Annotated in this window: 21 protein-coding genes, 1 tRNA gene and 5 pseudogenes; 15 read left to right on the forward strand and 12 right to left on the reverse strand. The window is 35.6% G+C overall.

The genetic code is table 11. The annotated features are described in order from the left end of the window. Positions 1-67: 67 nt before the first annotated feature. The gene (gene miaA / locus EA652_RS03970) at positions 68-952 is read left to right on the forward strand and encodes a tRNA (adenosine(37)-N6)-dimethylallyltransferase MiaA (protein ID WP_006280293.1); all 885 of its coding nucleotides are present in this window, start codon (positions 68-70) and stop codon (positions 950-952) included. Here the strand turns inward: miaA and EA652_RS03975 are convergent. After that, complete coding sequence (locus tag EA652_RS03975; protein ID WP_012673271.1) at positions 949-1896, reverse strand: hypothetical protein; 948 nt, start codon at positions 1894-1896, stop codon at positions 949-951. The two genes, miaA and EA652_RS03975, sit on opposite strands and share 4 nt — an antisense overlap. A 304-nt stretch (positions 1897-2200) precedes the next feature. Between EA652_RS03975 and recG the strand changes: the two genes are divergently transcribed. The 3 genes from recG (at position 2201) to EA652_RS03985 (ending at position 5542) form a co-directional block, all read left to right on the forward strand. Beyond that, positions 2201-4222 carry an ATP-dependent DNA helicase RecG gene (gene recG / locus EA652_RS03980; protein ID WP_012673272.1) on the forward strand — a complete coding sequence of 674 codons (2022 nt, stop codon included), beginning with the start codon at positions 2201-2203 and terminating at the stop codon, positions 4220-4222. A gap of 595 nt (positions 4223-4817) precedes the next feature. Continuing rightward, positions 4818-5018, forward strand: coding sequence for a hypothetical protein (locus tag EA652_RS06950; protein ID WP_010962861.1), 201 nt, complete (start codon positions 4818-4820; stop codon positions 5016-5018). A gap of 236 nt (positions 5019-5254) precedes the next feature. Next, the gene (locus EA652_RS03985; RefSeq protein WP_007549783.1) at positions 5255-5542 is read left to right on the forward strand and encodes a hypothetical protein; all 288 of its coding nucleotides are present in this window, start codon (positions 5255-5257) and stop codon (positions 5540-5542) included. Positions 5543-5557: 15 nt separating this feature from the next. On the opposite strand, the gene EA652_RS03990 is transcribed toward EA652_RS03985, so the two are convergent. From EA652_RS03990 to EA652_RS04005, 4 genes and pseudogenes are all read right to left on the reverse strand, one after another. Further along, positions 5558-6133 (reverse strand): hypothetical protein, encoded by a 576-nt coding sequence (locus EA652_RS03990; RefSeq protein WP_006280734.1) that lies wholly within the window; start codon positions 6131-6133, stop codon positions 5558-5560. An 18-nt stretch (positions 6134-6151) separates the two neighbouring features. Continuing rightward, positions 6152-6226 (reverse strand) — tRNA-Gln (locus EA652_RS03995). Next, positions 6217-6522 (reverse strand): annotated as a pseudogene (cutA, locus tag EA652_RS04000) (divalent-cation tolerance protein CutA); the annotation flags it as partial. The pseudogene cutA and the gene EA652_RS03995, both read right to left, overlap by 10 nt. Before the next feature lie 451 nt (positions 6523-6973). Further along, a complete protein-coding gene (locus EA652_RS04005) occupies positions 6974-8416 on the reverse strand; it encodes an actin-bundling T4SS effector WalE1 family protein (RefSeq protein ID WP_458694593.1) in 1443 nt (480 codons plus the stop codon). Between EA652_RS04005 and EA652_RS04010 the strand changes: the two are divergent. Continuing rightward, positions 8371-9203, forward strand: a pseudogene (locus tag EA652_RS04010) (IS5 family transposase). The gene EA652_RS04005 and the pseudogene EA652_RS04010 sit on opposite strands and share 46 nt — an antisense overlap. On the opposite strand, the gene EA652_RS04015 reads toward EA652_RS04010, so the two are convergent. Then, positions 9183-9782: an actin-bundling T4SS effector WalE1 family protein gene (locus EA652_RS04015; RefSeq protein WP_041582619.1), complete on the reverse strand. Its 600-nt coding sequence runs from the start codon at positions 9780-9782 to the stop codon at positions 9183-9185. The pseudogene EA652_RS04010 and the gene EA652_RS04015 sit on opposite strands and share 21 nt — an antisense overlap. A 445-nt stretch (positions 9783-10227) precedes the next feature. Between EA652_RS04015 and hflK the strand changes: the two genes are divergently transcribed. From hflK to EA652_RS04060, 8 genes and pseudogenes are all read left to right on the forward strand, one after another. Then, positions 10228-11262, forward strand: a complete 1035-nt coding sequence (gene hflK, locus EA652_RS04025; RefSeq protein WP_012673274.1) for an FtsH protease activity modulator HflK — start codon at positions 10228-10230, stop codon at positions 11260-11262. Positions 11263-11264: 2 nt separating this feature from the next. After that, entirely contained in the window at positions 11265-12137 is an 873-nt protein-coding gene (gene hflC / locus EA652_RS04030; protein ID WP_012673275.1) for a protease modulator HflC, read from the forward strand. A gap of 3 nt (positions 12138-12140) precedes the next feature. Continuing rightward, complete coding sequence (locus tag EA652_RS04035) at positions 12141-13625, forward strand: DegQ family serine endoprotease (protein ID WP_012673276.1); 1485 nt, start codon at positions 12141-12143, stop codon at positions 13623-13625. Positions 13626-13855: 230 nt separating this feature from the next. Beyond that, positions 13856-14576, forward strand: a pseudogene (locus EA652_RS04040) (hypothetical protein); the annotation flags it as partial. Between the two features lie 390 nt (positions 14577-14966). Further along, positions 14967-16271 (forward strand): hypothetical protein, encoded by a 1305-nt coding sequence (locus tag EA652_RS04045; protein ID WP_012673277.1) that lies wholly within the window; start codon positions 14967-14969, stop codon positions 16269-16271. A gap of 93 nt (positions 16272-16364) precedes the next feature. Beyond that, positions 16365-16595: a hypothetical protein gene (locus tag EA652_RS04050; RefSeq protein ID WP_007549698.1), complete on the forward strand. Its 231-nt coding sequence runs from the start codon at positions 16365-16367 to the stop codon at positions 16593-16595. Positions 16596-16615: 20 nt separating this feature from the next. Next, a complete protein-coding gene (locus EA652_RS04055; RefSeq protein ID WP_012673278.1) occupies positions 16616-18628 on the forward strand; it encodes a hypothetical protein in 2013 nt (670 codons plus the stop codon). A 271-nt stretch (positions 18629-18899) separates the two neighbouring features. Next, on the forward strand, positions 18900-20282 hold the full coding sequence (locus tag EA652_RS04060; protein WP_007548562.1) for an IS66-like element ISWen3 family transposase: 1383 nt from the start codon (positions 18900-18902) through the stop codon (positions 20280-20282). 196 nt (positions 20283-20478) lie between these two features. Here EA652_RS04060 and uvrB read toward each other — a convergent pair whose 3' ends face one another. Then, positions 20479-22392: an excinuclease ABC subunit UvrB gene (gene uvrB, locus EA652_RS04065; RefSeq protein ID WP_012673279.1), complete on the reverse strand. Its 1914-nt coding sequence runs from the start codon at positions 22390-22392 to the stop codon at positions 20479-20481. Between the two features lie 396 nt (positions 22393-22788). Then, positions 22789-23109 (reverse strand): annotated as a pseudogene (locus EA652_RS04070) (transposase); the annotation flags it as partial. An 85-nt stretch (positions 23110-23194) separates the two neighbouring features. On the opposite strand from EA652_RS04070, the pseudogene EA652_RS04075 reads away from it, so the two are divergent. Both EA652_RS04075 and EA652_RS04080 read left to right on the forward strand, forming a co-directional pair. After that, positions 23195-24027, forward strand: a pseudogene (locus EA652_RS04075) (IS982 family transposase). Continuing rightward, positions 24020-24268 (forward strand): IS110 family transposase, encoded by a 249-nt coding sequence (locus tag EA652_RS04080; RefSeq protein WP_049749685.1) that lies wholly within the window; start codon positions 24020-24022, stop codon positions 24266-24268. The pseudogene EA652_RS04075 and the gene EA652_RS04080 overlap by 8 nt, the downstream one beginning before the upstream one ends. A gap of 344 nt (positions 24269-24612) precedes the next feature. On the opposite strand, the gene EA652_RS04085 is transcribed toward EA652_RS04080, so the two are convergent. From EA652_RS04085 to EA652_RS07300, 4 genes are all read right to left on the reverse strand, one after another. Further along, the gene (locus tag EA652_RS04085; protein ID WP_015589263.1) at positions 24613-24999 is read right to left on the reverse strand and encodes a cytochrome c-type biogenesis protein; all 387 of its coding nucleotides are present in this window, start codon (positions 24997-24999) and stop codon (positions 24613-24615) included. Further along, on the reverse strand, positions 24983-26023 hold the full coding sequence (locus EA652_RS04090) for a hypothetical protein (protein ID WP_012673281.1): 1041 nt from the start codon (positions 26021-26023) through the stop codon (positions 24983-24985). The genes EA652_RS04085 and EA652_RS04090 overlap by 17 nt, the downstream gene beginning before the upstream one ends. 7 nt (positions 26024-26030) lie before the next feature. Beyond that, a complete protein-coding gene (locus EA652_RS04095; protein WP_012673282.1) occupies positions 26031-26378 on the reverse strand; it encodes a ferredoxin family 2Fe-2S iron-sulfur cluster binding protein in 348 nt (115 codons plus the stop codon). Positions 26379-26474: 96 nt separating this feature from the next. Continuing rightward, positions 26475-26597 (reverse strand): hypothetical protein, encoded by a 123-nt coding sequence (locus tag EA652_RS07300; protein WP_007549233.1) that lies wholly within the window; start codon positions 26595-26597, stop codon positions 26475-26477. Between the last annotated feature and the right edge of the window lie 110 nt (positions 26598-26707).

Genomic DNA, 26707 nt, shown 5'->3' on the forward strand with positions numbered 1-26707 from the left:
CCAAACTTTAGATTGTAGAATCCAAACTTTTACTACACTTTATCATATGTTAATTAAATTAATATAAATGAAAAATAATATAGTAATTATTACAGGAATTACGGCCTCAGGTAAATCAGAATTATGCGATAACCTGATAGAAAAATATGGAAATATTAGTATAATAAATTGTGATTCAAAGCAGGTATATGAAGAAATTCCCATAATTACTGCTCAACCACCAAAGCAAGAAGTATTTTATAAACTATATGGTTATGTTTCAGCAAAAGAAAATTATTCCGTGGGTCTATGGTTAGAAGATTTAGAAAAAGAAGTTAATCACGCATTAGAAAATGCTCAAATACCTATCATCACTGGAGGAAGCGGGCTTTACATCAGCAGTTTAATCAAAGGCTTATCATCAATGCCACAAATAAGTCAGAAAGTGAGAAAAAACGTAAGTGAGCTCAGGAAAAATTTAAGTAAAGAGGAGTTTTACAAATTAGCGCTAAGCAAAGATCCAAGGATTCAAGGTAAAGTGTTCATGAATGACTCGCACCGCCTTTCAAGGGCACTTGAAGTTATCACTGAAACTGGCAAGTCAATTTTTGTATGGCAAGAGAATAGACAGCCTCCTTTATTCAATAATTTTAAGATATATACAATTCTGCCTAAACGTGAAGATGTATACCGAAAAATAAATTCTCGTTTCATTACAATGATTGAAAATGGAGCAATTGATGAAGTAAAAAAGCTACTTAGCATGAACCTAGCCCCACATTTGCCAGCTATGAAAGCACACGGAGTGCCAGAAATTATAAAGTACTTGAAAGGTGAGATTACTTTAGACGAAGCGATACAAATTGCTCAAACAAACACAAGACACTACGCGAAACGTCAGTATACCTGGTTTAAAAAACAATTTCTAAATGCTGAAGTGATTGATTGTGCAAACAAGCTCAAGATATTTTAATTCAGGCCGTGCTCATTACTACGAATAGGGGGTTCCATATTTTCCAGATGGTCGCTTACTTCTAGTGGATCGCCTAAACCATGCTCTATTTTTATTTTAAAAAATCCAAGCCTCTCGCAAAATTTCTGAAAACACTCTTTTATAACGTCAAACAAGTTTTTATCACCTATATTATAGTCCTTCAGTCTCTTAGGAACAGTAAGTGACAATTTACCATCTTCATATGTTACATTTTTATCACCTTGAGACTTAAGTGTGAATTCTAGCGAGCTATCCAATTTACATAATTCTTCTTCTGATTTTGCTAAAGTGCAAACTGCAATTTTTTCTTCAATTCTGATTGTTGCATGACTTGGATCACTACAATTAATATGTGTTGTATGACTAGAACCGAAAACTAACTCATATGCCATAGCTACATGAAAAAGAGGTTTATCTTCAGCGTATAATGCACCTACGTACCCTGCTTGATTACAATTGATAACCAGTTCTTCCAAAATAGAATCACTTGGAACTTGAGCTTCAGCATATTTAAATATTTCCTTAAAAACTTCTTTTGCAAACGCACGATAACTCTTATTTTCATCTTCTTCTTTCGTTAATAGGTTAGTATATCCTTTACCTATATTGTAGAATTTTTCAACTTCCTCTTTATACCGATCAGTTTCTTTATCATTAGAAACCTTCAGACCTTCGCAATACTTTTCCCAAAATTTGTCAAATTCTTCTTTATCTCTATTTATTAGTGCTTTAATCAAAATTGTGTCTATATTTTTCTTGTTAATAACAAAATTCATTCTGTCAAAATCCTCATACATCTGTTTACCAGAGTTCGCTGAGATATCCTTTTCATCAGCTCTTAACTTACTAAAATCAAACTTTTCTGCTTGAGCTCTTAGTGTAACTATTGGATTTTCCTTTTCTTCTGATATAGGGCTACTCATTATTAGTACCTCAATATAGACTACTGTATAATAATACATGAAAATGATTAATAAGTCAATAAAATACTTTATATAAACGCAAGTTCTATGACAGCAAATATAGTTAGGGGTAACTTAGGCTTACCGACGATTTTAAAAACGACAAATCGTCATTCCGCTACGTGTTAGCGGAATCTATGCTGAGATACCGCGAATGAATCGCGGTATGACGTTAGAGAGCTGTGCTAGCTATAGTGCATACCTGACCATAAGGTGACAAGATTTTAAAAAGGCTCTATAACAGTTTACACATGTATGAATCTCAATGAGCAATCAGATTTTTCTAAATAGCAGGCTGGAGAATATACCTAAATTTCATTCCACAATATTACCTAAACTTTGTGGTGGAGATAGAGTAATGGACTTGCTATTTTATAGGCCACTTAGTTATGTGGATAGAAGTAAGTCACTGCCTGATGCTCAAGTTGGAGAATTTATAACTTTTATTGCAAAAGTTTATGAGCATCAGTCGCCCACTTTTAGAGGTAGACCATATAAAATAGTTGTTGAAAGTGAGAGTCAGTATATATTCATAGTCTTTTTTAATTACTCAGTTAAGTATTTATATAAGTTATTTCCAATTGGAGCTTCTGTAATCATCAGTGGTAAACTCGAAAAATTTGCTGAACATTGGCAAATTACTCATCCAGATTACGTGTCGCTTGACATCAACCAATTTAAAAAAATAGCTTGCATAGAGCCAGTTTACCAATTATGCCGTGGCATTACCAATAAGCGCATTGGGAACATAATAAGCTCTAATCTAAAGGAATTGCCTGATTTACCAGAGTGGATAGATGATACATTAATCAAGCAAAAAAAATGGTTAAGTTGGAGGGAAAGCATCATAAAGTTGCACAGACCAAGCTCATTGGCGGAAGCTGAGGTTTGTAGAAAAAGGCTTGCTTATGATGAATTGTTTGCGTATCAGCTAGCGCTGAAACTTGCAAGAAAAAATCATGTGAAAGAAAGGGGAAGAGAATTTATAATATTGAGTAAATACAAAGAGCAAGTTTTAAATGAATTGTCGTTTCAATTAACAAATGATCAAACTCGTGCAATAGATGAGATCTCAGAGAGACAAAAATCCAAGTATCGCATGATAAGCTTGCTGCAAGGTGATGTTGGTAGTGGCAAAACCGTAGTTGCACTTTTTGCGATGATAAATGTGGTAGAAAACAACATGCAGGCAGCTCTAATGGCACCGACTACTATCTTGGCGGAGCAACATTATAATTGGATTGAGGAAGTTTTATCCTGTACCGATATAAAAGTTGCGCTGCTTACTGGTAAAACTTCGCGCAAGGAAAGAAAGATTATCATGAACGAACTTGCAAGTGGTGTTTTAAATATAGTGATTGGCACTCATGCACTATTTCAAGCTAACGTTACATTTAAAAATTTAGGGCTTGCAGTCATAGACGAGCAACAGCGATTTGGAGTGATGCAGAGAAATCGCTTGGTAGGAAAAGGAGAAAATGCCGATATACTTTTCGTTACTGCAACTCCCATTCCAAGAACCTTGCAGCAAGCTATGTATGGTGATGTTGAATGTTCAATTTTGAAAGAAAAACCAAAATCCAGATTGCCAATAAAAACTGTAACTATGAACATTAGTAGGGTGCCAGATGTTATTGAAAAGCTAAAAGGTGCTATAAACAGGGGCGAAAAAGCATATTGGATTTGTCCATATATAGAAGAAAACGAAGAGACCAATATTGCTGCAGCAGAGATGCGTTTTCAGGAATTACAAAAAACATTTCTTGATAAAGTCGGGATAATACACGGAAAATTGACTCAGGAGCAGAAAGATCAAGTTATGTTTTCCTTCAAAAGGAATGAATTTTCTCTGCTTGTTGCAACCACTGTGATAGAAGTTGGTATAGATGTGCCAGATGCAACCATCATGATTATAGAAAATGCAGAGCAATTTGGGTTATCACAATTGCATCAGTTAAGAGGCAGAGTAGGGCGAGGAAACAAGCCATCTTTTTGTGTATTATTATACGATAATTTAAGTAAAAGCTCATCTTCAAAGTTAAAGATCATGTGTGAGTCACAAGATGGATTTTACATTGCTGAAAGGGATATGATGCTAAGAGGCAGTGGAGATATTTTAGGCACAAAACAATCAGGATGTATGGAATTTAAATTTGCTGATTTATATCAGGACAAAGAGCTGCTCAATCTCGCGTATAATAACGCAAAAGGCGCAATGGCTGATTTTGAATTACTGCTTGATATATTTGAATATAGGAGTAGATTACATTTTTCAAAATTTCAGTAGGAAAACCAGGTAGCCCGCAGAAACGAAAAAACTTCCTTGACAAACCTCACCAGCCCCCTTATCATGAAACTGAAGCTATTGTATTTGCTTTCGCCAATCTGCAGATTAAAAGGTAAGGATTACTTAATGTATCGGCGTCTTATGTTCAATTTTTTGCAGTATATAGATACTGTATGTCTTTACAAAACTTCATCTACATCTAGATTTTTATCTAAATAAGCTGAACGCGCTTATAAAGCGTTACAAGACATCAAAAAATGCCAATACTCGACAGAGATAGTAAAAGACTAGCTAACTCGGGGATTCTTTGTCTTTTTTTCTGCTTAGTAAACTTCTTAAACATTTGCAGCGTAAGTTAGTTGCAATTAAAAGCGGCTGAATCTCGCTTGTCAAGCGTTTAAAACATAAAAAACGCCAATATTTTAAAGCGGATAATAACCACGGGGCTTCTTTTGCCTTTTTTTTCATTTGGTAAATTTCTTAATGTTTATGGCTAAACGACAACCGTCATCCCGCTGCTTGTTAGCGGGATCTCTTGTTAGCGGCTGAGATACCGCGAATGAATCGCGGTATGACGTAGATTGCTGTCATTCCAGTGCTCCTTTTTTTGTCATCCAAGCAGCCTCCTATGGTGTCATCCCAGTGCCCAGACACTGGAATCCAGCATTTCACACAATCCCATCAAGAACGTTGTATTTTACATAACACTTTTATGCTTACCAACCCAGTGTCCAATCAAAATTCCTGGATCCCAGTGTCTGGGCACTGGGATGACATCATAGGGACACTGGGATGACACCATAGGGGCACTGCCGTCATAAAGGAACCAGTGTCAGCTACTTGAATGACATCATAGGGGCGCTGGCCTGACAACCGTCATCCCGCTGCTTGTTAGCGAGATACCGCGAATGAATCGCGGTATGACGGTGTAATGACGGTTAAGTAATTCGTTATCCCGCTGCTTGTTAGCGGAATCTGCTGTGGCGACATAAACTCAAATCATTTCAAATTTCAATCCAAAGAGGTATCATTATGTCAAACAACTTCAATTTTAAAGAATTTTTTAACCACTATGAAACAAATAGTACGTCAGATGATATACAAAGGTATTATTTGCTGTGGAAATCAGTAATAGCGCAGGCAATGATTGATGCAGCAAGTCACTGCAAAAAAACAGAAAGCTTGGTAGAAAAACGTAAGGCAATTTCTTGGTTGTCAGACTTTAGTCAAGATTTTGTGCACACATGTATATTGGCTGATTGTGATCCGGTATACGTAAAAAATAAAATACAGCCAACCTTAAAAAGCCTTACTAGATAAAGCCTTTTTATATACTTAATGAGGTTTACTCCTTTTACCGAAAAAAATATAATTCAATCTCCTATCTATAGTTGCCTCTATATCTTTGATTAATAGCTGCTTTATCATGTTTACTTTTCGCTTTGCATCTTGAGCTTGACGCTCATTGTTACCACTACTATTGCTGTAATTATTCTTATTACTATAACTACTGCCACTTGGTTTGCTACTGTTACTGAACTCACTACCCTTTTTTCTTCTTGTGTTGAGTATCTGTATTATCTTTTCCTTTAAAAAGGACTTCCAGCCTGTGCCAAGTAATAATTTATAGAGAAAATGCGGAGTAAGAAACGCCACTAATATTCGAATAGAAATTCCGTAACCGAGATCTTCCCTATTTTCATAATACCACTTGCAATATTGAAACAAACGGTAAAACGCATTTTTGAAAGAGCAAAATTCTACAGCATACCAAAAACCATTGCTGAGAAACATGAGCACAATGCTGAATGTGTAAAGATACATTGTGAAGAGAAACAGTTTCACAATTATATCTTTTAGACTACCTAATATATAATTCAATAATCTTAATTTATAGAAAAGTGATATCATTTCACACCCACTTCAATATGGCTGGGGTGGAAGGATTCGAACCTTCGCGTGGCGGTATCAAAAACCGCTGCCTTACCACTTGGCTACACCCCAATACTACTTACATCAATAACACTATTAGCCCAATTAGTAAAAGATTTATTTGCTTTTTCTATGGGCATCACAGCAATAGCTGGCTGATCATAAGAATGCATTGCTTCGATTTTTTCTACAATTTTATCAACTTGATCATTCCTGCTCTTCATAATTGCCACTACTTCACAACCACTGTTAATTTCACCCTTCCATAAATACAGAGAATTTACTTCAGTTACACATACAATTAACTTCTCGTTTAACAATTCTTCAGAAATAGTTTTAGCCTCATTTAAATTTGAAAAAGTTGAAAACTAAATTATTCATTAGAATCTATATAAACGCATTGCTACTATACTCCACTCAGGTTTATTCATCAAGAGAAAATAACGCCAGCGCGTACTGTATGAACATTTGTTTGCAAAGGTAGTATGTTAAGTGTTATAGCTAGTTTGCCTCAAACGTAAAGGTGTCATCCCAGTGCCCCTGTGATGTCATTCCAGTGCTTGACACTGGAATCCAGTTTTCCATATAATCTCATCGAAAACGTTGTAACCACTTTCTATGCTAGTTTGCTTGTAAACAAGCAAACTTTCCTGGATCCCAGTGTCAGCTACTCGGATGACACCTTTCCTAGCAGAGAAATCACAATGTTCATACGGTTGTACGCATACCGCTGGGATCTAGGATTTTTCTATAGTTTAAAAACAAAAAAGGATGTTACTCATTGAGTAACATCCTTTTGGAGAAGGTGGATAGCTTTGTTTAGTTCGTTTTCACAGCTGTTTGTGCAGCTTGCTGTTGAACGTCAGTGTCAACAGCTACTTTCGTAGAAGGCTGTCCCACCAGTTTGTCCAGATGACCTGTCTTTCTTAAGTCAGCTTGGGTTTTTGCCTTGCCATTTTCAGTAAACATTGTATGTGTTGGAGAAGAAGTTGGTGAATTGAATCCACTATCAGAACCATTACGATTACTAAAAGAATTGTGTAATGTAGATTCAGTTTTAGCACTTAAACTAAATTCTTTTAAGTCTTTCTCCATTGCTGCCCCAACTTCATCTTTACTGAAAGATTGGAACAATCTTTCTAATGAGCTTGTTGGTGTAGAAGGACCAGATGAACCTCTTGCACTATCAAAAGAATTACTGCGAGTTAGAGTTCCTTTATTCGAATTACCAAGATATTGGTTTACTTTAGGATCACTGAGAACATCTTCACTGAAAGAACTTTGTCCATTTAAGTTAGTCAATGAGGCGCTTCTAGTTGGTACTTCTGGAGTTTCTACCCTAGTAAGGTTGCTAGTACTATTACGTCGTGCAACTCCTGGTCTTCCTCCTATTGTTGCAGTTTTATTAGTATTCTCAATTGGAGTAGGAGTATCAACGTAAAAAGTGCTATTTCCTATTTTTCTAGGCAACGTGTCTGATTCAGAAAGAACTTGATATTTAACTTCAGAAGTTTTTTCTGACTTTTTGCCACTTTTGAAAGGTGATGAAACCTTATCCCAAAGTGAAGTAGCTGTTTTCACTTCTTTATGGTTTGCAGGATTTAACAATTCCGCTTCACTGCTAATGGTACTGTCAGTACTTACAGAATTTAGAAAACTCATTGAACTGCTTCTTGATGAGCTGTTTTCAAAAGATTGCATTGAACCTTTTCTGATACCATACTTTCCTGCTACTTCATTAAGGTTCTCTATAGAGTTAGAAAGTTTATGCTCTGTTTTGCATTTTTTAATAATCTCCTTAATTTCATTATGATGTTCAGAGAAAATTTCATAAAGACTATTATTATCCTTAGACAACAAATTTTGCAACTTCTTAGCGTCTAATTTATTGACAAAATCTACTTGCTGTCTCAACCGGTTGATCAACTGGTCCTTTTTGGCACTTTGTTGACCATCAACAGAATAAGCTTTCTCTAATATTTTTTCTCCCAGCTTAGAAAATATTTCCTTAGTTAAAGCAGCGTTATTTACGGCTTTGTCTTCAAGAACTTCCTTAATAAACATCTCCTTTACACTATTGAAATTCCTTATTTTTTCTTCTGTTTTCAAAACAACAGTTTGACCTTCGTTACCTATTGAATATGGGATGCCGTCTAAGAGGTTGTCCGGAAACAAGTAAAAGGCTATAATATCTGAAATTTTAGTACGGGGTAAAGATGAGAAAAAAGTATCCAACAGATCTAAGCGAAAGGGAATGGGCAAGAATAGAAAAACACTTCAGAGTATCATACAAGAAAGGAGGAAGGCCGCCAAAGTATAGCAAAAGAGAAATATTAGAAGCAATTTTCTATGTATTGCGTACAGGGTGTCAATGGCGGTATTTACCAAATGATTTTCCGCTATGGAAGACTGTGTATGAGCAGTTCAGGCAATGGAAGAAGCAGGGAATTTTTGAGAAAATGAATTATGAAATTACAAAATATAGTAGAAGAAAAATAGGAAGGAATGAGCAGCCGAGTGCCTGTATAGTAGATAGTCAATCTGTAAAGACTACAGAAAAGGGGGGATCAAAGGCTATGATGGAAGTAAAAAAGTAAAGGGTAGAAAAAGGCATATAATTACAGACACTCAGGGTTTTATACTAGGTTGTTACGTAGGCGCTGCTAACGAAAATGATAGAGATGGTATTAAAATAGCATTAAACAATATGAGAACAAAATATACTAAAGTTAAAAAAATGTGGGCTGACATGGGATACCAAGGAAGAAATTTAAAGAATCACATAAAGGAAGAATATGACATAGATATTGAAATTGTTAAAAGGCCTCCATGTAGATTTTGGGTGCACAAAGATACGCCACCTGAGCTACTACCAACAAGAGAACAAGGGTTTAAAGTACAGCCAAGAAGATGGGTTGTAGAAAGGACTTTTGCTTGGGTTAATAGGAATAGAAGGCTATCGAAGGAGTATGATTTACTCACAACATCCACTGAGAATTTCATATACCTAGCTATGAGTAGGGTTATGTTAAAGAGGGAATATGCTTGAATTTACTAGTTTCCGGACAACCTCTAAACTAGACATACTTTTACTTAAATTACTTAAACTGCGCCCCATTTTTCCTAACGTAGCACCAGTTCCCTCTCTTGTTGCTCGTCCCACAGAACTTATAGCTCCTTTTACTGAATAATAACCTTCTCTTGCTTTTTCTGCAGTATATACTGACGCGTCCTTAACTTTCCCAGCAGTATATTTCGCCCCATCAACTGTTTTTTCTGCTGACCACTTGAGCCCTTTATATCCAGATTGAACTGCTTTTACAGCAACTTTTACAGCGAAATATAAAGCAAGACCAACTATAGCACCTGGTATAGCAAGTGTTGCACCAACTGCCAAAAGTGGTAGTACTGCCGTAAATAATCCACTTGCTGCACTTACTACAAGAATCTTATCTCCTTGTTTCATCTTAGAGAATTCTGTATCCCCTTTTAACAGGTCAGTAATTCTTTCTTTTAGCTTCTTGGGATCCTTAGCAGCCTCTAAATTTAATGAATCTTGCGTCGTTTTATTCAAACCAAGATCATTTCCTTGTTCAGTTACAACAGAATTTTTTTCATTAGGTGACATTTTAAACCTCACTATTAATTAAATATATTATAATTGTATTCCTTGATTCTTAAGTTAGTGTTAAATTGATTGCCAGTATTTATTTGTCTTCAAATAATTTCGCTTGACGTGTTTTTTGATAGTGTGGAAAATTAGGTCAAGAAGCTGCAGCATTTATGAGGTATAGAAAAAGAACACTCATCTTTTTGGCTGTTATAACTTTAATAATAATGGTTTTATTATTCAGCTATCATTTCCATTTTCACGAAGACGTAGTGCACTTAAAGAGTGACAATAAAGAATTCAAAAAAAAGCCAGAAAATTCCATAGAATCGACCATATTACATAGGGAAAAGGAAGTGTATGATCATGTCCTTCGCTCTGATAATTAATTTGTAAATAAAATAGTTTTGCATTTTCTTATAAGATGAGTAATATTAGCGTATTAATTATAGAATCAATCATTATGTTTGATGAGAATAATCCTTGGAATTTGGGAAAGAAACCGGTAGGGAACAAAACTCCTAATAATGAAGATATTTTAAGTAAAGCTGTATCTGATATAGGGTTCTTTCTTAATGGATTAACCAAAAACAGGGGCAAAAAACCTTATTTCATCATTTTCATTATTTTGCTACTCTATGCTTGTACAGGCTTTTACATTGTTCACCCAAGTGAAGAAGGCATAGAACTTACCTTTGGTAAATACTCTAACACAGAAATGTCCGGTTTGCGTTATCACTTCCCCTACCCTATTGGCAAGGTTTTTAAAGTGAACGTTAAGGAAGTAAATCGTGAAGAAATTGGGGTAAGTAGTTCTTATGGGCGAGATACAGATCGCGGTGAAGGCGTGATGCTAACTGGAGATGAAAATATAGTCAACGTTAACTTCGAGGTTCAATGGCGCGTTAGAGATGCTAAGGACTATTTATTCAAAGTGCGGGATTACAAACCCGGTTTCAGTGTTAAAAATGCTGCTGAAAGTGCCATGAGAGAAATAATAGGTAAAAATACGATCTCTTTTGCACTTGGTCAAGGCAGACCAGAAATTTCTAGAGATACTAGAATTCTATTGCAGCAGATTCTTGATGGATACCAAATGGGTATAGAGATTTTATCTGTTCAAATGAAAAAAATTGATCCACCAGAAAAAGTAATCAGTTCGTTTAGAGATGTACAAAGTGCTCGTGCAGACAAAGAGCGTACTATAAACGAAGCATATGCTTATAATAATGATATTATACCTCGAGCAAAGGGTGAAGCGATAAAGATAAAATTAGATGCACAAGCATATGAAAATGAAGTAATAAATGAAGCAAAAGGTAATGCAAATCGCTTTTTATCTCTTTATGAGGAATATAGACAGAATCCTTCTCTCGTTAAGAATCGTATTTATCTTGAAACTATGGAAAATATTTTCAGTAAGGTAGACAAAGTTGTTGTAACTGATGATCTGAAAGGTATGTTTTCTTATTTACCTCTTACAAATTTAGGAAAATAACCATGAGTAGTAATATTAAAATTGTTTTTGTTTCTGTATTTGTTGTTTTATTGATTGTTTTATCTAATTCAATATTTGTTGTGCAAGAAACAAAGCAAGCAATAGTTATACAACTGGGTAAAGTTGTAAGGGATGTTAGGGAAAGTGGCTTATATTTTAAGTTGCCATTCATAAATAGTGTAGAGTTTCTTGATAAAAGAGTTTTAGATTTAAGTCCTGATAAGATCCCAAGGGAAGTGATAACAGCGGATCAAAAACGTATTATAGTAGATGCGTATGCAAAATATAAAATAACAAATCCTGTTACTTTTTACCAGGCTGTGAGGAATGAATCAGGTCTGGTTAGAAGATTATATCCGGTTATAGAAGCACACATAAGAGAAAATATAGGCAGATTTTCGTTGATTAGCTTGTTGAATGAAAAAAGATCAGAGGTTATGCAATTGATTCAGCGTGGAGTTTATTCTGAAGCTGAAAAATTTGGCATAGAAATAATAGATGTAAGAATTAAGAGAGCAGATTTACCAGAAGAAAATAGTTCTGCAATATTTCGCCGTATGCAAACTGAAAGGGAAAAAGAAGCAAAAGAAATTAGAGCAGAAGGAGAGCAAGCTGGGCAGGAAGTTAGATCAAAAGCTGATAAATTAAAAAGGGAAATTATCTCCAGTGCAGTAAAAGAATCGTACGAAATAAGGGGCCGTGGTTATGCTGAAGCAACTAGAATTTATAATGAGGCATTTAAAGTTGATGAAGAGTTCTTTAACTTTTATCGCTCTATGAGCGCTTACAGTAAATCATTTGCCGAAAATAATACTAAATTTGTACTTTCACCAAACAATAACTTTTTAGATATTTTAAATAAAGGATGGAAATAATTTATGAAAAGTAAGGCATTTATTTTATCTATATTTGCATATTTTCTAATTGCGTTTTCTTCGTATGCTAATATGTTTGATTGGAATGCAAAAAAGGTCGTTGATGCTAGCACTACTGCATGCAACTGTAATCAAGGACTTGCCGATTTAGTGGAAGAACTCATTCCTGCGGTTGTAAATATTTCAAGCGAACAAATCATCAAACAAGAAAATAACAGCAGAACTAGAGTTCCATCTATGCCAGGAAATAATTTTTTTGACGATTTTAGAGAGTTTTTTGAGCATTTTGATCAGTTTTTTATGGATAGGGGCCCTAGTGTTAACAAAGAGGTGGTGTTGCTTGGTTCTGGGTTTATTATAGATAAAGGTGGAACTATAGTAACCAATTATCACGTTATTAAAAACGCCAAAGATATCACAGTTACTATGAACGATAATACTTATTTCAAAGCAGAAGTTTTAGGCTATGATGCAAGAACTGATCTTGCTGTGCTTAAGATTAATTCTGATAAAGATCTTTCTTCTGTTGCATTTGGTGATTCTGATAAAGCAAGGGTTGGTGATACGGTTATGGCAATAGGTAACCCATTTGGTTTGGGTGGCTCTGTAAGCACAGGAATTATATCTGCAAGGTCCAGGGACATTAGTATTGGCACTATGAATGAATTTATTCAAACTGATGCTGCAATTAATAGGGGTAACTCTGGAGGACCGTTATTTGATTTAAATGGAAAAGTTATAGGTATTAATACTGCTATCTATTCTCCATCTGAGTCTGGCGGCAACGTGGGTATAGGTTTTGCCATACCATCTAATTTAGCTATGTCAATTATTGACACATTAAAAAGTGGCAAAAAAATAAAACATGGTTGGCTTGGTGTGCAAGTTCAGCCTATAACGAAAGAATTTGCTGAGTCCTTGGGTTTAAAAGATATAAAAGGCGCATTGGTTGCAAGTATAGTAAAGGATAGTCCTGCAGAAAAAGGTGGGATTAAAGTAGGTGATATATTATTAGAATTTGACGGTAAAAAAATCGATAGAATGACACAATTACCTCAAATGGTTTCAAGAGCTGGACCTGAGAAAAAAGTGCAAGTTAAGTTACTTAGAAAGAGCAAAGAGGTTAATATTAAAGTTGTGATCGGGGAATCTACAAATGATGGCCAAGATAACAATCAAGAAGAAAATAAATCAACATCTGATTATGTAACCGGTTTAACTGTTTCAAATCTGCCAAAAGAATCAAAAGAAAGTAATCCTACAAAAGGTGTGATAGTTACCAATGTAGATAGTAACAGTAATGCCACGTTGCGTGGTATTAAAAAAGGAGACATTATTATCCAATTAGATGGAACCGATATAGAAAATACTAATGATTTTCAAAAACAAGTTGATTCAGCAGTAAAGAAAAACGGTAAAGATTCAATAATGTTGCTCATTTACCGCAATGGAAATCAATTCTTTACTTCGATAAAGTTGAAGAAGTAATTTTATTCACTAAATTTACAAAACAGTAGTGTTGTAAGCTCGCTACTGTAACACTTCAATCTTATAAAATAAATAAAAATCTACACTAGATTTCTTGCATAACCATATAAAAAATCAAAGGATGTCATTCCAGTGTCAGCTACTTGCATGACGCCGTCATAAAGGAACCAGTGTCGGCCACTTGGATAACACCATAGGGGTTACTTGGGTGATACTATAGGAGGTCTAACATGAACTTTCTAAAATTCATTGAACTGTGCTTTCAAACAGTAGTGCCGGGATGTGAGTATAATGATTATCAGTACATAAAAGTCATAGCAGACAGGCTGGAAGCAGCGAATGCTGGCGAAGTAAGGCGCATAATATTCAATATGCCTCCGCGTTCAATGAAGTCCATATGTATGGGTGTTGCGTGGCCCGCATGGATACTGGGCAACTGCAAGAATAATAGTTGCAAGTTATTCTAAGTTGCTTAGTGAAAAACATTCGCTTGATACCAGGTGCATAATGCAATCTGATTGGTATAAAGAACTATTTCCAGAGGTAGAACTATCCAAAGACCAGAACACTAAATATAAATTCCAAACAGTGCAGAGAGGATTTAGAATCGCAACATCAGTTGGAGGAACATTAACCGGTGAAGGTGGTGACTTTATTATTGTGGATGATCCGCTTAACCCTGCTCAAGCTTTGAGTGAAACATTTAGAAAACGTGCCACAAACTGGTTCGATCAGACTTTAGTAACGAGACTCAACGATAGAAAAAAAGGAGTAATTGTGCTTGTGATGCATAGGCTCCACCTGGAAGACTTAACTGGGCACCTCTTATCTAAGCCAAAAAACATATGGCATCACATTTGTTTGCCAATGATTTCTGAAAATAAGGAGGTTATTTATTCAATTAATAACCATACTGGTGTCATTCCAACCCCCCCTCCTGTCATCCCAGTGCCCAGACACTTGTATCTGGGATCTCGTTCCTTAACTTTATAGTGTAAATTATTTCAAATTGTGTCTAGCTGCAAGTATAATAATTTCCATTTATAGATAAAGTATGTTGCAAATGTTATGCCAAAGAGTATAATAAAATCTATATCAAATACTTTACAAGAAAAAGTGGTGATAGAGGCAAAAGCAAATATTAATAAGGATAATTTAAGAAAAGCGCATGCTAGAGTTTGAAAAAACAGCAAGAATAAAAAATATTATTGAAAGGTTAAATGGCGTATGATATAATATAGTGTAAAGATATAAATAATTTTATTGACATCTTTACATTAATAGTTCTTAAATATTTAGTACTGTAGAATTAAATTATTAAGTTTTATGAAGGAAGTAAAAATGGTGGAAAGCTTTTCAGGTAACAACAAAGGCAGTAATTTTATTGAGGAAGCAAAAATAATGGAAAATTTTTCAGATAATAACGGAAACGGTAGCTCGATCTTCCAAGGAAAACTCAGGGAGCAAGATTTCTCTGCAGAGCAGAAGTTAAATGAACTAAAAGCAGCCATAGAGGAGCTCACCAGACAAGATTTGCTCAGAAGGCTCGAGTGTGAGCGTCAGGCTTCTAGTTGTATCGATGAAATATCATCTCAAGCAGAGCTACATATCGGAGAAGGTGATGATGAGGATTACTTCACTGGTGAAAAAGGAAGAGTACTCGGAGATTTCTGGAATTTCTTTGAATCTCTCTTTACCCTTTTTGAAGTAGATGTAGATGATCCGAAAATCTACCAAATGCTCAAGGAGAAGAAAGAAAAAAACCTGATTGCTGCGATAATGAAGTTTTTGCGTGATAAGCTTAAGGAGTTAATCAAGAAGATTTTTGCACGCGATTTAAGTTTCAATCAGAGGTTGGACAAAGAGATAAAAGAATTGCAGGAGAAATTAGGCAGTGGTGAGTTATCAGAAGAAGAGTTTACAAGGGCGTTAGAAAGATTAACTGCATTGCAAGATCTGAAACTCAGGTTACAAATGGCCGTTGTCGGATGGATTGTTACAATGTTCGCAGAGATGTTTGGAGTTGAGTTGGCGGCTGCGGTAGCGGCATCTACAGAAAAAGAAGATAAAAAAGCAGAAAAAACATCATTAAAGGAAGAAAATAAAGAAGTTTGCGAAAACGTAGAAATGAAAGTGGATGAAAGAGAAAAACCTAAAGTGCCAGTTTTCCTTTTTGACGTTTCACCAGGATTTGTAAGGCCAGTCCCTCTGAGCAAACCAGAACTTGATCTTTTACCAAAGCCTATAATGCCTTCTATATTTAAGGAGGTTATAAACAATGAGAACCGCGAGGTAAAAGAAACAAAACCAAAAGTGGAAGAAGAGAAAAAAGCGAAGCAGGAGGAACCGAAGAAAACTGAACCTGCACTTAAACAGAAAGCTCCAAAGAAGGAGCCAGTAATTTTTAGAGATACAGGGCAGTCTAGTGAAAGAGGCCAATGGGAAAATGATGCCAGCAGACAAGAGATACCAACAATAGGGTCAGTTGGTGAGCAAAATATGAGAAATAGCGGTAATATTGGCAAAGAAACAATTGATATAGATAAAATTTGCGGTGAATTATTTGCTGGACAGGATCAAATTTCACCAGAATCAGAACTTAATTCTATAAATGTTCAACCTAAAGGAGGTTATAAAGGGAAATGAAAAAAAAATTTATAAAAATGCAAAAAAGTTCTTGCACTTATGATTTATTTATAATATATAGATTACATAATATTTTTATTAATGGAGGGTATTATGGATAAAAAACAACAAGCAAGCTCTAGTTCACAAGGGGATCCTCGTTTTAAGGTAGGCTCTGGTGGGTATGATTCTGCTGCTTGGATGGCAGCTAATCGTGGAACAGGGGGTGGAGGACCGGACATGCATAAAGATCCTAGTAAGTTTGATAGGTGTTATAACTATCCTTATACAGGGATGAGTGATGCTAAAGTTGAGAGTGCTCAAGGTAGTAATAAAAAAAAGTAATATTTGAATAGGGGGGAGTTATGACTAGTTTAGATTTTGTTAAGGAGCTGGTTAATGCATTTAACGTTAGTAATTACGGCTCTAAAGTCAACACTAATTTTGTTGTCGAAGGCGATAATATCGTCGTTAAGTTTAACTGTGGTCGGCGCTCTGCAAAGAGGTACTTATCACAGATGGCAAGAGACTTAGTAAGAGAATATTATTCTGATGAGTCTGTAGCGCGTTACGCTTTTGATCTTGGATCTTTTCCATTTCACTTTGATAAGGAATGGTTAAAGTATGATGGGAAAACAAGAATAACTAAGCTTACAGTTCCTATAGACTCTGGAGTAATCTTTAATCTCAAGGTGCACTTTGCTGAGGAATTCAAACTGGACGTGAAAAACCAAGTGATTAAAGCAATTGATGAAAAACATCATCTTGGTAAAAAACACATTGAAGAGATTTTAAACGCAAGTATAGGGCAGGTAGAAATAGATTCGTTCTCTGGTTATATAAAATGTCTTTTGTTTAATAGTCCAAATCTGCAAACGTATTTTATAGGAGCACTTCAAGAACAAATAAAGAAGCATGGTTATAACTACTCAGGTTTCTATGATATTGATGACAATAAAGTATATTTTAAAGACGTTGAAAATATTGGTTTTGTAAGAAGTGTAACAGAGACTTCTAAAAAGAAGACAGCGTATAATTTTAATCTTCAAGGAGTTGGTAATTTGAAAGTGAAGGCTGAGCGCTACAAGGGTGCTATGGGCGAGCTAATCTTTCGCTTAGCTGGGGTATCAATTTGTGGGTACTATCGTGATAATTTTATTAGCGAAGACAGGATAAGTAATGGAGATCACTTTGCTTTTATACCTATGGTCAAGGAAGGTAATAGTTTAAGGTACCTAAATTATATGGAGGCAAATAAGATTAATGCTAAATTTTCTCATGATCTTTTCACTAATGTTAGAGGTCAAACTAAAGATACAGAATCAAATGAATTTGATGAGGTATATGCTTTGTCCGATAGACAGATTGCTCTTTTAATTCCTGTAATTATAGAAAACTCTGTAATCAATAAAGATGGTCAAATAGAGATTGATCCTGGGCTTCCTCGAACGCTATTAGCTGAAGCATCACCGACACAGGAGTTTCCCACGCAGAGTCAGGGTGTAGTAAAGGATTCTTCCAGGCAAGGATCAGAAAGAGAGGAAGGAAAAGGGGGGCTGTTTCAGTTGGTGCCGGGGAAAATAGATTCAAGTCAATCCACTGGTGATCAATCACAGCTATCTTTATCGATTCCTTCTCCTACAGCATGGAATGATTCAACATTCTTAAATCTTGAGGGTTCTAATGAGGAACCTGAAAAACAGCAAGTTACTGATGAAAGTGATCGAAAAAGTAGTGATGAGTGTTCTGAAGCAAAGTCACAAGATAGTAAATCTCCGAAGAAACATGGGGGTGGTGTTCAAAAAATGAAAAAATGGCTCTCTTCAACTTTTAGTAAGCAATATGACGTAAACCTTAAGCGACATGATGAAGGGCGTGGTACAACGCGCAGTACTCCTGAAACTCCTGTAACTAAAAAATCATCTGTGTCTAAGCTATTTTCTTCATTCCCAGCTAGAATAAGAGCAAGAAGTAATCCATCCTCAGCGGTGACTTCTCCTACGCATGAAGGTGGACCAGAGTGGCAACAACGTCTTAATCCTGATCAGAGAGAGGAACTACGCCCATTTCTTTCTCCTGAGCTGCGAAAGAAGCTAGACTCCAACTCTCTTTCCCCTGAGGATGAGCAGCTTAAACACTTGCTGTATACTCCTAGTGGGCAAGAGAAGATGAAAAAAAATTTCGAGAGTCAAGAATTACAGTTACGGCGACTTGCAGAAGCACAATTATCGTCACCTGATAACTCTAATAGAGATAGTGGTTTTTCTTCTATGGGATCGCCTGTTTCTCCTGTTGTACAACATAAGGGAAGTGCCCCTTTAAAGGTTACAGAGTGTAGTGTGCAACAGGTAAACTCACATTCTGTAGAGCGTACGTGAGAAGCTTTGGGGAAATAAATTTAGGTTTTTAGATATATCTTAACCATCTAAATGGTTTATTAGGGTTGGGGCCAAAGTCCCTGACCCTGAAAGCACTGGTGTTAGTTTTTCTTGTCCATTGCAGATATTGCATGGTACTAAATGTTTAAAAAGTATTAATATAAAGATATCAATAAAATTATTTACATTTTTAGTATCCGTTCAGCGGAGTGGCAGAATAAGGTAGACAAGGTGATCTAAAAAGATAATCATAGAGCAAAAGTGAAATAATATGGTAAACCTTTTAGAACTTTGCAAAAATTTACAGCAAAAAATAGAAAGGTTAGAAGCAAAAATAGAAAGATTGGAAAAAGAGAATGAAAGTTTAAAAGCAGAAAATAAGGCTTTAAAGATAGAAAATGCTGAGTTAAGAGAAAGACTCGGTTTAAGCTCAAAAAATTCATCAATACCAAGTTCCAAAGAGTTGTATAAAATAAAAAAGAATAAGCCGAAAAGCGAAAGGAATATTGGCGGTCAGGTTGGTCATAAAGGAAGTTTTCGCGCCAACATGGATGCAGATAAAGTAGTAAAGATAGAGTTGCCTAATACTTGCGAATGCGGAGGAGAAATTGCAATATGTGAAAAACCATATATTCATCAGAAAGTTGATCTTCCAGAAATCAAGCCTTATGTAGTGGAATATCAGTTAGAACATGGCCGTTGTCGGAGATGCGGAAAGAGAAGAAGTAGCAAGTTACCGGAAGGTGTTACGCCAGATACATTTGGTCCAAGGGTTAAGTCAATAATTGCAGCGTTCAGCGGATTCTACAAAAATTCAAAACGCGAAATAGCGAGTGTCGTAAATGATATCTTCAATTTGAACATAAGCGTCGGTAGCATATCAAATAGTGAACATAGAGTTGCTTCAAAATGCAAAAAAATGTATGAGCAGATCGAACAAGAGATAAGTAGGAGTAAAGTTCTACATATTGATGAAACGAGCCATTATAACAAAGGTAAACTCGCTTGGTGTTGGATGTTTGCAAGCAATACGGCAAGTTTTGTAAAATTTACAGAGTCAAGAGGAATGAAAGTTTTACAAAATAGTAAATTCTGCAATCGCAATAGCTTGGTAATAACTGACAGGTATGCAGCATACAATTATTTTGCCGATAAAAACAGGCAAATCTGTTGGGCACATTTATCAAGAGATTTTGAAAGATTAGCACATAGTTGGAATATTGAAGTTAAAGTTCTGGGTTGTTACTTGAGAAACGTGGCCACTGAATTATTTGCACTAAAAAAAGCTTTACTAAAAAGTGAGATAGATGTTTTGAGGTTTGTCAGACGTGCCAGAAAATTAAGAAAACGTACAAAGTATTACTTGAAGGAGATATCTCGTTTACCTGAAGCAATTGGAGCCTCTCGAGTTGCAAAAAATGTTCTGAGATCTGAAAGAATGATGTGGAAATTTTTAGATGACCCAGAAAATATTCCGCTGACAAATAACCACGCTGAACGGCAAATTCGGCATTATGTCGTTTATCGCAAAAACTCATATTTTACACAATCAAAGCGGGGAAATACATTCCTTGAGCGGATAATTTCATTATACTTAACTTGGAAACAAAGGGGTCTCAATCCTTTCCAAAATCTCCTATCTATTGTTTCTTAAACCACTCTCCTGAACGGATACCATATTTTACACAATCAAAGCGGGGAAATACATTCCTTGAGCGGATAATTTCATTATACTTAACTTGGAAATAAAGGGGTCTCAATCCTTTCCAAAATCTCCTATCTATTGTTTCTTAAACCACTCTCCTGAACGGATACCATTTTTATACTATGCCCATAGCATCATATATTACTTAACCTTGCAATAATTTTTTTATTCTTGCTGCTTCTTCGAACTCTAAATTTTCAGCATGCTCTATCATTTGCTTTCTCAAATCATCCTTATTAGTATTTACTTTCGGTTCTGCTATTGCCCTCTCCTGTAAGGTGTTTGATATAGGTTTTATTATAGTCTTCGGGATAATATTGTGCAATATATTATGTTCTTCTTGTTTTTTTCTTCTTCTTTCGGTCTCTCTTAATGCACGGTCCAGAGAACCAGTGATTTTATCTGCATACAAAATTACTCTACCTTCAGCATTACGCGCAGCACGACCGATCGTTTGAATTAATGAAGTTTCCGATCGCAAAAATCCTTCTTTATCAGCATCCAAAATTGCAACCAACCCACACTCTGGAATATCAAGACCTTCCCTCAGCAAGTTAACACCTACTAAAACATCGATTTCTTTAGATCTCAATTTGTATATAATTTCTATTCTCTCCAGCGCAGCAATATCAGAATGCAAATAACTCACTTTCATATTCAATTCACTCATATATTCAGCTAAATTTTCAGCCATTTTTTTCGTCAATGTAGTGATTAAAACACAAAATCCCTTCCCTATTGTCACTTGTGCCTCATGAATTACATCATCAATTTGACTCTCTATTGGTTTCACAATGCAGATTGGGTCTGTAAGCCCTGTTGGACGGATAACTTGCTCTATAAATACATTATTGGTCTTTGCCAACTCATACTTTCCTGGAGTGGCTGAAATGTAAACAGTCTGCGGCCTAACTCCCTCCCACTCTTCAAATTTTAATGGACGATTATCAAAAGCGGAAGGGAGCCTGAAGCCATAGTCAATCAATTTCTTTTTACGCGCCTCATTACCGCTGTACATCGCACCAACCTGAGGAACGGTGACATGACTCTCATCAACAAATAAAATTACGTCTTTGGGTAAATATTCAAACAAAGTAGGCGGTGGATCCCCAGCTTCCATTCCATAGAGATAACGCGAATAATTTTCAATACCTTTACATATTCCTGTTGTTCTCATCATTTCGATATCAAAATTAGTGCGTTGCTCGAGGCGCTTTGCTTCAACAATCTTATTTTGCGAGTAGTAATAATCCAAGCGTTCATGCAGCTCTTTTTTGACTAGTTCAATTGCCTGCAACAAAGCCTCACGCGGGGTTATGTAATAGCTATTTGGAAAAATGGTGATTTTATTTACGCCTTTGGTAACATTGCCCGTTATAGCATCAACTTCAGAAATTTCTTCTATTTCATCGCCAAATAACGATAAACGCCAAGCTTTATTTTCATAATGGGAAAGAAATATATCAACAATATCGCCGCGCACTCTGAAATATCCTCTCTCAAACCTGGCATCAGAGCGCTTGTATTGAAGATCAGTTAAGTTGCTCAGGAAATCATTAATACGAATTTTATTTCCAACACTAAGCGGTATGATCATGCTGCGGTAGCTCTCAGGCGAACCAAGACCGTATATGCAGGAAACACTGGCAACTACGATCGTATCCCTGCGCTCCAAAAGGGAGCAGACGGTGGAATAACGCAGCATCTCAATTCTTTCGTTAATTGCAGAATCTTTTTCGATATAAGTATCAGTTTGTGGTAAATAGGCTTCAGGTTGATAATAATCATAATAAGAAATGAAGTATTCAACAGCATTATGGGGAAACAATCCTTTCATTTCCTCATAAAGCTGTGCTGCTAAAGTTTTATTGTGTGCCATAATTAATGCAGGCCTGTTTGTCCTTGCAATAACATTTGCCATAGTAAAAGTTTTCCCAGAACCAGTAACTCCAAGCAAAACCTGATCTCTTTTATTGCTATTTAGCCCTGCAATTAAGCTATCGATTGCCTGTGGTTGATCCCCAGCCGGTTGAAAATGTGTAGCGATTTGAAATTCCATAGACTTTACTTACTATCTTTGATTCATTGTATAGTAAACACTATATTGCTTTTAAGATAAGTTGTATAGCTATCGTAAAGCCATAAAACATTAACCAACAATGTCATGCAAGTAGCTGACACTGGAATCTTGTTTCAATGTTAAACAAAATACCATAGAATTCAAGAAGACAATTCCTAAAAAATCCCTACATCCAAAAAAAGGCAAAATGCTGCTTGAATAAGCTAAATTTTTTTAGATGCAAAAACAATAAAACATAGTTGATACTAAAGTTATAGTACTCCTATGACAACGTTACAAAAATTAAGGAAATAGGATAGCTCTGATCAATTGGAATAGTATTTTCAGGTACCGGTGGTCAATATGACATTTTTAAAATAAAGATTTAGAACCTGTTTAAAATCTTCTCAATAGAAGAGAAATGAAGGAAAGAACGACCATTTGTAGGCTAGTGTTAAGTTTTCGCTCGCAATTTTTCCACAATCGTCTGCATTTTTCTAACCAAGCGAAAGATCGCTCTACAACCCATCTTTGTGGCAATACAGCAAAGGAATGTAATTCACTTCGTTTTATTACTTCTACAGTTGCTCCAATAATCGTTTTTATTTGAGTTGCAAAATTTTCTCCTGTATAACCTGCATCGACCAGTATATTTTTAACTTCCGAGAGGTTTTCTTTTGCGCTTTCAACCATTCTCACAGCACTGCTAACCCCAGTTGTAAATTAGAAAAAATAGAAAAGGTAAGGAAATAGGGTAAACTCCGAGGTATTTGATATTCATTCCTAAAATAGGAGGTTACCAATGAAAGAAAAAGTAACAGAAATCTTTTGTATAGTCGATGATTTTTGCAATACAGTCGATGAAAATTTTGCAGAAAAACTTCTACCAAGTGGCAAAAAACCAACCAGGACGCCAGAGATTACGCATTCAGAGATTTTTACCATAATATTGCTATATCAAGTGCGACAATTTTAAAATTTTCTATGTGCATTATTTGAAATGATTATACGAATCAGCGTTTCCAAAATTGCCATCCTATAGTAGGTTTATCAGGCTAAAATCGCGGGTTTTATGGTATTTAGCGCTCTTAATGCAATGGTTTTGCGAACAGTCAAAAGTGACAGGGATTTCGTACATAATCTATCGCTGTTTGCCATCCAAAAAGGACCTCGAGAAACAAAGTTTTCAAAGGGTTGGCAAAGATTGGAAAGACTACTTATGGGTGGTTTTTCGGTACATCTAGTAATCAATGAAACTGGCGAAATTCAAGGGGTTACGGTGATAAAAGGCAACGTTGATACCTGTGCCAAATTTAACTAAGAAATTGACTGGATTATTGTTTGGAGATAAAGGATATATCAAAAAAGATCTTTTTCACGAATTATTCGATAGAGGGTTAAAGCTTGTAACCAGTATAAAAAAGGGTATGAAAAACTCATTAATGGCGCTAAATGAGAAGATTTTGTTAAGAAAAAGATCGATTATTGAGACAGTTTTTGGCTCTCTGAAAAACAAATTTGAGATTGAGCATACTCGCCACAGATCACCGATAAATTTTTTGGTACACATTTTTTCTACGCTTGTTTCATATTCCATGCAGCCGCTGCATTTCTAAGCTTTACTTCGTTGGCTAATCCGCAACTGGGGTATATAGGGTTGACACCAAGGCAATATTCTTCTGGAAAAGTTGATCGGCATGGCAGCATATCAAAGATGGGACCAGCGGAATGTAGAAGTATGTTATATGAAGCTGCACAAACAATGCTTACAGTTACCAAGAGGACATTTAAATTAAAAAACTGGGGTTGCGAAGAAAAAAGGAATGAAAAAAGCAATTGTAGCAGTAGCAAGAAAATTAGCTGTAATTATGCATAGGATGTTGGTTGATAAAACAGAATTTTATTATCAATAAACATCAAAAGAGCATAGGACAATAATTTTATTGAAAATAAAGATAGCAATGCCGATGGAAGGGACAAGCAAGAACTTAGTTAGACTTCGTGGTAAACATGTTGCCGTCCACTTCCGCCTAACAAGTATAATGCGGCTTGACAAGTTTATTGTCATCTCAGACCGCGGAGAGAACCATATGCTACTTTTAACTTACGTGGAATTACCAAGGATTATGGAGAAGATATGCTGTTTTGATTTGTGTGAAAATTATTGTTGACTTATGTGCAATTAGAGAACCTAAGTCACTTTAGCTATATATAAAAGGTTTAAGTGGTTGTATTGATGTATCTTTGTATTAAAAAACACCCAATAAGCAGAGTTGTAAGTGGAATAAACCACAAAATGTAAGTGCTAGATTTTATAGGCGGTACGATTATAATTGAATTGCCGTAAGAATTTTTTAACTCTGAGATTATCTCTTCATCTGTGTATCCATCATTGATTTTTTTACGAATTGCTTCTCGCATATCATACGCGATCTGAGATCCAGATTCAGACAATGATTCGCCAGAACATATTGGACACCTTATTATTTCAAATAAACTGGTTGCTCGTTTTTCCATGCTTTTATCTCTGAGTTTATTATCCAGAGTAAAAGCGTTTACGCCTGAGTGAAATATCAATATGAAAAGTAAACTAACTACTGCTCTCATCCTTGGTTAATTGGGTTATTTTACCAAGTTGGTTCATAAAATCAGTAGTGGATAACTTTCCAATAAAGCTTGACCCTACATCATCATCGTACTTTATTGAAAATTGAATGCCATCATCAGTTGTTTTTTCTGATAAGGAAGACATTAATTTTTCAAACACATCTGAAGTTTTTGAGTCACCAATCATAAACGAGATTAATTCTTTATAATTTGATATAGCCACGTTGATTTTGTCTTTAAATGAAGACGTAACCAAATTATAATTTTGCACTCCACCATCTGCAGCAAGAGAAAAATTATTACTTTGAATTAAAAATTTCTCTATGTTGAAATTAACTCTGGAAGCTGAGATGTGGTTTACAAATTCGTAATCAAATTTAGTGTCGATACTAAGGTAATTTTCAGGACTTGCAGTATTTTTATACCGATAAGTATAAAAATCAAATCCTAGTTTAGTATTTCCACTTGGTTCTTTATCGAGATGAAATTGAATGTAATTACTTTTATCATTCACTTCAGTTATAACACTTTGCTGATTTTCTGAAACATCACATTTTAATCCATAATCTTCGTAACGAAGTGTATCTATATAGTCTATCACGGTACTATTTTTGTTGAATCGCAATGAAGATGGTAAATCGTTTAGTCTAACAACAAAGTGGCTGCTATCGTTTGTGTGGCATTTTATATTCTTTTTCTCATCATCATGAACAGCAATGTTGACTTCATTGCTTGGTATGTAGATATATACTGATTTATCAAACAATCTATTTTTTATCAATAAAGCATCAGATGAGATGGTTAATTGCTCATTGGAAAATTTTGGGTTTGTCACACGGAAAATTAGGTTAGAAGGAAATCCACTAAAATCATGTGAAATATCAAATTTTTCGTCGTTAATGTATAGTATTGTTTCAGCTAAAAGATTTTTTACCTTACATGCAGAAAAATACCAAAAACCACTATACGCTACAGGAATAAACAAAAGTAAAGAGATGATAATATAGATAAAAATCTTACGCATGATTCCCCTATTTATCTAATGATATGTTTCTTGTACCCCTTGGTATGGTTACACACAAGCCGTCGATATCTTTTGTGATTTTTATTTGGCATCCAAGCCTCGACGTCTCTGTTAAGCCGAAAGCTAGGTCTAACATATCATTTTCCTCATCAGATATAGGGTTATGTATTTCTACAGCATTATAAAACTTTGGATCAACAATTACATGGCATGTAGAGCAAGCAAGAGAACCTTCACATGCACCTTCAAGCAGATCTGGATCACTTCTGTGGGCTAAATTGAGCAGAGTTTCTCCCTCTGCAGCTTCATAGCTTTTCTTACTCCCATCAGGTAAAATAAAAGTAACAGATGGCATATTATTCCTATTAAAATCCTTACTAATTTCTTTATATCCTACAGGTAATAACTAATATTTGCAAACTCTTTACAATTCCAGTACCTATATTTCTTGTTATCCAAGTAGCTCTTTGTTGTCATCCGAGTAGCTGACACTGGTTCCTTTATGACGGCAGTGCCCTCTTCTTGTCATCCCAGTGCCCTGATTACTTGGATCCAGAAAAAAGAATGGTGTCATGCAAGTAGCCTCCTTCTCCTGTCATCCGAGTAGCTGACACTGGGATGACACCCCACTTAACCGTCATACTGCCGCGGTATCTCTTAGCCGCTAACAAGCAGCGGGATGAC

The sequence above is a fragment of the Wolbachia endosymbiont of Drosophila ananassae genome (assembly GCF_008033215.1).
In the GTDB taxonomy this organism is placed as follows: domain Bacteria; phylum Pseudomonadota; class Alphaproteobacteria; order Rickettsiales; family Anaplasmataceae; genus Wolbachia; species Wolbachia pipientis.

Coding starts and splice junctions, on each gene's coding strand:
- miaA (WP_006280293.1), top strand. CDS start 68: ATGAAAAATAATATAGTAATTATTACAGGAATTACGGCCTCAGGTAAA.
- EA652_RS03975 (WP_012673271.1), bottom strand. CDS start 1,896: ATGAGTAGCCCTATATCAGAAGAAAAGGAAAATCCAATAGTTACACTA.
- recG (WP_012673272.1), top strand. CDS start 2,201: ATGAGCAATCAGATTTTTCTAAATAGCAGGCTGGAGAATATACCTAAA.
- EA652_RS03985 (WP_007549783.1), top strand. CDS start 5,255: ATGTCAAACAACTTCAATTTTAAAGAATTTTTTAACCACTATGAAACA.
- EA652_RS03990 (WP_006280734.1), bottom strand. CDS start 6,133: ATGATATCACTTTTCTATAAATTAAGATTATTGAATTATATATTAGGT.
- EA652_RS04015 (WP_041582619.1), bottom strand. CDS start 9,782: ATGTCACCTAATGAAAAAAATTCTGTTGTAACTGAACAAGGAAATGAT.
- hflK (WP_012673274.1), top strand. CDS start 10,228: ATGTTTGATGAGAATAATCCTTGGAATTTGGGAAAGAAACCGGTAGGG.
- hflC (WP_012673275.1), top strand. CDS start 11,265: ATGAGTAGTAATATTAAAATTGTTTTTGTTTCTGTATTTGTTGTTTTA.
- EA652_RS04035 (WP_012673276.1), top strand. CDS start 12,141: ATGAAAAGTAAGGCATTTATTTTATCTATATTTGCATATTTTCTAATT.
- EA652_RS04045 (WP_012673277.1), top strand. CDS start 14,967: ATGGTGGAAAGCTTTTCAGGTAACAACAAAGGCAGTAATTTTATTGAG.
- EA652_RS04050 (WP_007549698.1), top strand. CDS start 16,365: ATGGATAAAAAACAACAAGCAAGCTCTAGTTCACAAGGGGATCCTCGT.
- EA652_RS04055 (WP_012673278.1), top strand. CDS start 16,616: ATGACTAGTTTAGATTTTGTTAAGGAGCTGGTTAATGCATTTAACGTT.
- EA652_RS04060 (WP_007548562.1), top strand. CDS start 18,900: ATGGTAAACCTTTTAGAACTTTGCAAAAATTTACAGCAAAAAATAGAA.
- uvrB (WP_012673279.1), bottom strand. CDS start 22,392: ATGGAATTTCAAATCGCTACACATTTTCAACCGGCTGGGGATCAACCA.
- EA652_RS04085 (WP_015589263.1), bottom strand. CDS start 24,999: ATGAGAGCAGTAGTTAGTTTACTTTTCATATTGATATTTCACTCAGGC.
- EA652_RS04090 (WP_012673281.1), bottom strand. CDS start 26,023: ATGCGTAAGATTTTTATCTATATTATCATCTCTTTACTTTTGTTTATT.
- EA652_RS04095 (WP_012673282.1), bottom strand. CDS start 26,378: ATGCCATCTGTTACTTTTATTTTACCTGATGGGAGTAAGAAAAGCTAT.
- EA652_RS07300 (WP_007549233.1), bottom strand. CDS start 26,597: ATGACACCATTCTTTTTTCTGGATCCAAGTAATCAGGGCACTGGGATG.